Below are 6,651 nucleotides of genomic sequence, written 5' to 3' on the forward strand. Positions count from 1 at the left end.
CAAGAGCATCACCCAATCCAGGCGAGCGTGGCCGTGCACAGCGGCGAGCCAGCAACCAGTGACGACCAAACCGCTCCACCGCCACCAAACCATCGCCGAGCTGCACCAGGCCGTGGACGAGTAGGGCGGTTGCCATGGGGATCAGCGACAAGCGCCGGCGGCAGCGCGCTGCCCCCAGTAACCAAGGCAGCAAGCCCAGCACCAGCAGGACAACCACCCACGCCTGGGGACGTCCGGTGAGGAGTTGGGCTCCAGGCCAGTGGCTGATCCAGCCGGCCATGGTGATCACCAGGCCCGCCAACTGATGGACGGGCCACAGCAGCACAGGCAGCACAGCCGTAGGCCCCACGAAAACCAATAGTGCCGAGAGCGTTAGCGGCGCCAGCAGCGGGGCTAGGAGAAGATTGGCAACCAGGGCATACAACGGCATTGCACCGAAGTGGAGCAACTGCAGCGGCAGCGTCCAGAGCAAGGCCGCCACAGGGATGGGCAACGCCGCTGCCAGGCCCTGGCAGCGATCCGGCAGCCACGCTTGAAAAGCCTGCTCGAGGCGAGGAGCCGTAAGGATCAGCCCAGCGGTCACCGCCGCACTGAGTTGAAAACCAATCGATAGGGCCCAGGCGGCAGACGGCGGGCCAGCATCAGCACACTGCCGAGCAGAACGGAGAGGTGAAACCCCGATGCCGCAAGGGCATGGGACAAGCCGGCCATGCGGAAAGCCTCTCGGATGTCTTCCGAGAGCTGCACTTGGGCGCCGCCCAGCACCAGAGCGGCCAGGAAGCCACCCCGCCGGGGCCCCACTGCCTTTTGCAACCGCTGGACAACATCGCGCCGCAGATCAGCCAACGGCGTCCATGGACGCTGCAGCACCTCGCTGCTCTCGACCCGGCGAGCCTCGATCCGATCCACCTCCAACAGGGCGGAACACCCCGAGGGAAAACGGCGCACATCGGCGAGCAAGCGACCGCTGATCGCAACGGCCGCCGCCGGCGTCTGGATCAGGCGAGATGGATCGGCTCGACTCGGCGTCGGCGCCCCCCACAACAGCCCTCGAAGCACAAGGAGCGCCAAAAGACAGAGGGCAATGGCATCAGCAGAACGACGTCGACGCAGAAACCATCAGGCCGCTGTCTCGAGAGTTCCCCTTTTTAAGAGCGGGAAACCAAGGGCCTTCCGTTCCGTCAACCAAGCCTCGGCCACCTTGCGGGCCAGGTTGCGAATCCGGCCGATGGTTGCGGTGCGCTCCGTCACGGAAATCACGCCACGGGCCTCCAGCAGGTTGAAGGTGTGGCTGCACTTCAGAATAAAATCCAAGGCCGGTGCTGGCAGTTGCTTCTCGATCAGATCAGCAGCTTCCGCCTCGTAGATGGCGAACAACTGCTTGAGCCGCTCGGGATTAGAGGCCTCAAAGTTAAAGTCGCACTGCCCCTTTTCAAACGGCAGCCAGATTTCGCCGTAACTGCGCTCGCTGTTCCAGCTGAGGTCCCAGATGCTTTCTACGTCTTGGAGATACATCGCCAGCCGCTCGAGGCCGTAGGTGATCTCAATCGAAACGGGCTTGCAATTGATGCCGCCGCATTGCTGGAAATAGGTGAACTGGGTGACCTCCATACCGTCGAGCCACACTTCCCAGCCCACACCCCAAGCGCCGAGGGTGGGGGACTCCCAGTTGTCTTCGACGAAACGGATGTCGTGGTCAGCGGCCTTGATGCCCAGCGCCTCCAGTGACGCCAGGTAGGTCTCCTGGATGCCGTCAGGGGATGGCTTGATCAGCACCTGGTACTGGAAATAGTGCTGGGCCCGGTTGGGATTATCGCCATAACGGCCGTCGGTGGGGCGACGGCAGGGTTCGGGATAGGCCACGGCCCAAGGCTCAGGGCCAATCGCCCGGAGCACCGTGTGGGGGCTCATGGTGCCGGCACCCTTCTCGGTGTCGTAGGGCTGCAGCAATAGACACCCCTGGTCCGCCCAGAACCGGTTGAGTCTGCTGATGATGTCCTGGAAGTGCATATGTCAGTCTTTTCTAGTGTTGATGCGGGTTTTGAGAAGTGAAGGGCGTTTGAACATCGTTTAAACATCCCCGAAAACACTAGGTTTTTCGTGGGTGGTTTGAACGAAAGTTTGAACACACTTCCAGACACACCGCATTTTCTCAAAAGGCGTGCGTTCAAACGGGGTAACACCCTCAAACTCAACGCCTTCTCCGCAAATCTGCTGCGGAGAAGGCAATCAAATCTCCCCTCTCAGTCCTTGAACTTCTCTAGTTCCGCCTTCAACGCGGATAGCCCCTCTTCCAACTGCGAGTAGTTGTCCGGGTCTGCATCCCAGGCTTGGACCAACTTCTGCGCAGTTTCGATGAAGTCCTTCATCTCATCGCAAGCCTTCAGCAGATCCATGACGCGGAAACGGAGGAGGGCGAAAAACGTACTGCCATCGCAAAGGACAAAAAAAGACCCCTGGAGTGCAAACACCCCAGGGACCCGTCTCCTCGTTCTTGACCCCACCAACTTCCTCCTGGCGCTCTCCCGTGAGGAGTAGGAGAACCGTCAGAAGTTGTGGTGAGGACCGTTCATGGTTCGGTCGCCCGCAAGCAATAAAAAAGGCGGCAGAGAATGCCGCCACTAAGAGGACAAATGTGTCGAGGGTGCTGTCGTTCCAGCGACACCACTCTCTTCTTCAATTGTTTTGAGCTTCCGCCACTCCTTATAGGCACGGCGCTCTGTTTGCCCTCTGTTATCCGTCTTGAGAGACCGAACTACATATCTCTTCTTCTGATGCGCGCTGCCCCGTACATAGAACCTGAAGTACCAAGTCTTGGGGCGCTGTGAGAGGCGCACAAGTTCAAATTCCCCACCCATAAGGGCGAGCTTCTCTATGACCACCACAGCAACACCTCCTCTCCGCAGGTGGCGCCCATGCGTTGCTTCGTCCTAACGGGGTGATAGTGCAAGACCACCCAGGCACAGTGCCAACTACTGAAACCGCAACTTATCGTTTGAACAAGCCTGATTTGTCGCTCAGATTCCAGGCAGAACTTGGTTTTAAGACACTCTGCAACTTCTGTCTTAAAAATGCGCTGGGTCGGGGCAACCTGGGTTTCGATTCTGCCCAGTGGCCGGTCAGCCCTCCAAAGCCAAACAACGGTGGAGGTGCGCGATGGCGTGATGGCGATGCGGATTGTTGCCGCTGGGACCAATCATTCCGAGCCAGAAACTGCCATCCCCTTGAAAGACCAGGACGGGCTTTGCGCCTCCCTTTCCATGGCAATCCAGCAAGGACATGCAGAGCTTTTCAGCCACCTCTGGCCCCTTGGGGCGCTGGCGAAGGCGACGTAGCAGGGGATCCACTTGCGAAAAGGCAACGAAACAGGCGCGGTCGGAGTCGGTGATCAGGATCAGACCATCCAGCCACTGCACTTCCTGAAGCAGCTCTTCGATTCGGGGCAGCAGCTTCGGCAGCGGAAACGCCAAACCAGACCCCCTTTAACTTTCTCTTCAGCTTTCCTACGCTAGTGGCGGGGTGTGTCGCAAGCGACACAGGTAAAGATTCATGCCCTAAGGGTCAAAACGCCCATCTGTCCGGCCACGAGCGAGCGGTGGTTCACTTCGGCGAATCCCGCCTGCCGGGCCAGCCGCTCCTGTTCAGGCCCCGCAGGAAAGCGCGCCAGGCTCTTCTCCAGGTAGGCGTACTCCTCCCGCAACCCTACAGAGGAGGCAGCGGGCACCACCAGGCGACGCAGATAGAAGCGCTGAAAAGCGGCCGCCGCTCCGCTTTGGGGCAGACGGTTGAAATCCAGCACCCCTGCGCACCCACCGGGCTTCAACAGCCGGCGCAGTTCCTTCAGCCCCTGCAGGGGGTCCACCAGATTGCGCAATCCGTAGGCCATCACCGCACCATCAGCGCAGGCACTGGGCAAGCCGGTTTGCAAAGCATCCCCCTGCTGGAAGGTCACCGGCAACCAGGGCTGCTGGCGCTGGCGCTGGCGGGCTCGCTCCAAGGGAGCAGCGGCGGCATCCAGACCGGTCACCACGCCAGCGGGGCGAACACAGCGTCCCAGCTCCAAGGCCAGGTCCCCCGTTCCGCAGCACAGATCCAGCCAATGCTCGCCTGCCACCGGCTTAAGGGCGCGCACCAACTGACGTTTCCACTGGCGATGAAGCCCGAAACTGAGCACATCGTTGAGGCGGTCGTAGCGGGGAGCCACAGCGTCAAACAGCTGTTCCACCGCCGCGGGATCACCAGGCTTCATGGACGGATCTTCAGGCCACGGGAGAGCAGATCTTGCTTGATCTGTTCCACGGTGAGAACACCGTCATGCAGCAACGAGGCCAGCAAGGCTGCGGAGGCATGGCCTCCCTCCGGGCCCACGTCCAACGCCTCAGCGATATGATCCATGCAGCCCGCACCACCGGAGGCACTCACCGGGATGGGCACCGCATCGGCCACGGCCCGGGTCAGGGCAAGGTCGTATCCAGCCTGAGTGCCATCACCATCCATCGAGGTGAGCAGGATCTCTCCAGCCCCAAGGCCAGCCACCCGCTGGGCCCACTCCACAACATCAAGACCAGTGTTCTCGCGGCCTCCCTTCACATAAACGTCCCAGCCGCCGGCATCGCGCCGACGGGCATCAATGGCCACGACGATGCACTGGCAGCCGAACTGATCGGCCCCCTCCCGCACCAGCTCAGGCCGCCGCACCGCCGAGGAGTTGAGACTCACTTTGTCGGCACCGGCTCGCAACAACTCGGTGATTCCCTCAACGGTGCTGATGCCACCGCCAACCGTGAAAGGAATCGTGACTGATTCAGCTGTGCGACGCACCATGTCGATCAGGGTGCCGCGCCCCTCATGGCTGGCTGCGATGTCAAGGAAAACGAGTTCATCTGCTCCTGCAAGGCTGTAACGGCAAGCCAGCTCCACTGGATCGCCGGCATCGCGCAGGCCAACGAAATTGACACCTTTCACCACCCGTCCCCGGGCAACATCCAGGCAGGAAATCAGACGCAGAGCAACCATCGATTCGGCGCAAAAGCGACTGTTAGGGTTGCGCCACTCTCCAAGCCTCGCAGGCCATGTCCCAGGCTGAAGCCATCTCGATCGGCTCTAAGATTCGCGTGACCCGCGTGCGTGATCGCATTCCCCAGGCCATGGTTGACCTTTTGAAGAAGGACGCCAACGGCACGGTGAAGGATTTCCGCACCGTCGACGGCAAAGGAATCGGTGTGGTTGTTGAGCTCAGCGATGGCTCCACCAGCTGGTTCTTCGAAGACGAAATCGCCGCCGCCTGAGGACTGTCTCTGTGAGCGACGCGCGTCAGCTGCTTGGGATGAAGGGTGCCTCAGGCACCACGAACATCTGGAAGCTGCGGCTGCAGCTGATGAAACCGGTCACCTGGATTCCCTTGATCTGGGGGGTGATCTGTGGAGCCGCAGCTAGCGGCAACTACGAGTGGCGTGTGGACCACGTGCTCGCCGCCTTCGCCTGCATATTGATGAGCGGCCCCTTGCTGGCGGGCTTCACCCAGACCATCAACGACTACTACGACCGCGAGATCGACGCGATCAACGAGCCCTACCGGCCGATCCCATCGGGAGCGATTCCCCTGGGCCAGGTCAAGCTGCAGATCTGGGTGCTGCTGCTCGCCGGTTTAGGCGTGTCCTACGGACTCGACCGATGGGCCGGCCACACCACGCCTGTGGTCTTTCTCCTGGCGTTGGGCGGTTCCTTTGTGAGCTACATCTATTCAGCACCGCCGCTGAAGCTCAAGCAGAACGGCTGGCTGGGGAACTACGCCCTCGGTGCCAGCTACATCGCCCTGCCCTGGTGGGCCGGACAAGCCCTGTTTGGGCAACTGACCTGGGGCACAGCACTGCTCACCCTGGCCTACAGCCTTGCGGGTCTTGGTATTGCTGTTGTCAACGACTTCAAGAGCGTTGAAGGCGACCGAGAACTCGGACTTCAGTCTTTGCCGGTTGTGTTTGGTATTGAGCGGGCCAGCTGGATCAGCGCTGGAATGATTGATGTTTTTCAACTGGCGATGGTTGCCGTCTTGATCGGGATCGGCCAACATTTCTCAGCGGTTCTGCTGGTTCTCTTGATCGTTCCCCAGATCACCTTCCAGGACATCTGGTTGCTGAGAGACCCCGTGGCTTTCGACGTCAAATATCAGGCCAGCGCCCAGCCCTTCCTGGTGCTCGGCATGTTAGTGACCGCTCTGGCCGTGGGCCACAGCCCCTTGACCCAGGTGATGTGAATCGTTCCCGCCTACACTGGGCACTGATCGCTGGCACGGCAGCTGCGGTGGGCGTGGGAGCAGCCCTGGGCATGCGCGCGCTGACAGAGCTGGTGGATGCCACGCTTCCGGATGTCCGGGTGATTGCCAGCTTCAATCGGCCGGGAACGATCACCCTGCTCTCCACCAACGGCAAGGTGATCCAGAAGCTGGGGCCAGCGACTCGAGAGAAGGTGAAGCCCGGTGCGATGCCGCTAACGGTGGCTGAGGCTTTCATCGCCGCCGAAGACCGGCGCTTCTATCAACACGACGGTGTGGATGGCTGGGGCATTGCCCGGGCCATCGTCACCAATGTCCGCCAGGGAGCGGTTCGGGAAGGGGCAAGCACCATCACCCAGCAACTCGCTCGAACCGTCTTT

The 6,651-nt window shown here is 61.0% G+C and carries 10 protein-coding genes; 3 read left to right on the forward strand and 7 right to left on the reverse strand.

The features are described 5' to 3' along the window. From ACGVJ8_RS05780 to hisF, 7 genes are all read right to left on the reverse strand, one after another. Window positions 1–583 (reverse strand): ComEC/Rec2 family competence protein (locus ACGVJ8_RS05780; protein ID WP_392346259.1); only part of this gene is annotated, 583 nt, incomplete at its 3' end. Then, entirely contained in the window at window positions 580–1,044 is a 465-nt protein-coding gene (locus ACGVJ8_RS05785) for a ComEC/Rec2 family competence protein (protein ID WP_392346261.1), read from the reverse strand. The genes ACGVJ8_RS05780 and ACGVJ8_RS05785, both read right to left, overlap by 4 nt. A 75-nt stretch (window positions 1,045–1,119) precedes the next feature. Continuing rightward, window positions 1,120–2,010 carry a glycine--tRNA ligase subunit alpha gene (gene glyQ, locus ACGVJ8_RS05790; protein WP_392346263.1) on the reverse strand — a complete coding sequence of 297 codons (891 nt, stop codon included), beginning with the start codon at window positions 2,008–2,010 and terminating at the stop codon, window positions 1,120–1,122. A 233-nt stretch (window positions 2,011–2,243) separates the two neighbouring features. Then, window positions 2,244–2,396, reverse strand: coding sequence for a hypothetical protein (locus ACGVJ8_RS05795; protein WP_392346265.1), 153 nt, complete (start codon window positions 2,394–2,396; stop codon window positions 2,244–2,246). Window positions 2,397–3,119: 723 nt separating this feature from the next. Next, window positions 3,120–3,470, reverse strand: coding sequence for a hypothetical protein (locus ACGVJ8_RS05800; protein WP_392346267.1), 351 nt, complete (start codon window positions 3,468–3,470; stop codon window positions 3,120–3,122). Between the two features lie 77 nt (window positions 3,471–3,547). Continuing rightward, entirely contained in the window at window positions 3,548–4,249 is a 702-nt protein-coding gene (gene ubiE / locus ACGVJ8_RS05805; RefSeq protein ID WP_392346269.1) for a bifunctional demethylmenaquinone methyltransferase/2-methoxy-6-polyprenyl-1,4-benzoquinol methylase UbiE, read from the reverse strand. Next, on the reverse strand, window positions 4,246–5,016 hold the full coding sequence (hisF, locus tag ACGVJ8_RS05810) for an imidazole glycerol phosphate synthase subunit HisF (RefSeq protein WP_392346271.1): 771 nt from the start codon (window positions 5,014–5,016) through the stop codon (window positions 4,246–4,248). The genes ubiE and hisF overlap by 4 nt, the downstream gene beginning before the upstream one ends. A gap of 56 nt (window positions 5,017–5,072) precedes the next feature. Between hisF and ACGVJ8_RS05815 the strand changes: the two genes are divergently transcribed. The 3 genes from ACGVJ8_RS05815 to ACGVJ8_RS05825 form a co-directional block, all read left to right on the forward strand. Beyond that, on the forward strand, window positions 5,073–5,288 hold the full coding sequence (locus ACGVJ8_RS05815) for a DUF2862 domain-containing protein (RefSeq protein ID WP_392346273.1): 216 nt from the start codon (window positions 5,073–5,075) through the stop codon (window positions 5,286–5,288). An 11-nt stretch (window positions 5,289–5,299) separates the two neighbouring features. Then, window positions 5,300–6,253 (forward strand): chlorophyll synthase ChlG, encoded by a 954-nt coding sequence (chlG, locus tag ACGVJ8_RS05820; protein WP_392346275.1) that lies wholly within the window; start codon window positions 5,300–5,302, stop codon window positions 6,251–6,253. Then, the coding region (locus ACGVJ8_RS05825) for a transglycosylase domain-containing protein (RefSeq protein ID WP_392346277.1) at window positions 6,250–6,651 on the forward strand (402 nt) is incomplete at its 3' end. The genes chlG and ACGVJ8_RS05825, both read left to right, overlap by 4 nt.

The organism is Parasynechococcus sp. (genome assembly GCF_042954245.1).
Taxonomy (GTDB): Bacteria; Cyanobacteriota; Cyanobacteriia; order PCC-6307; family Cyanobiaceae; genus Parasynechococcus.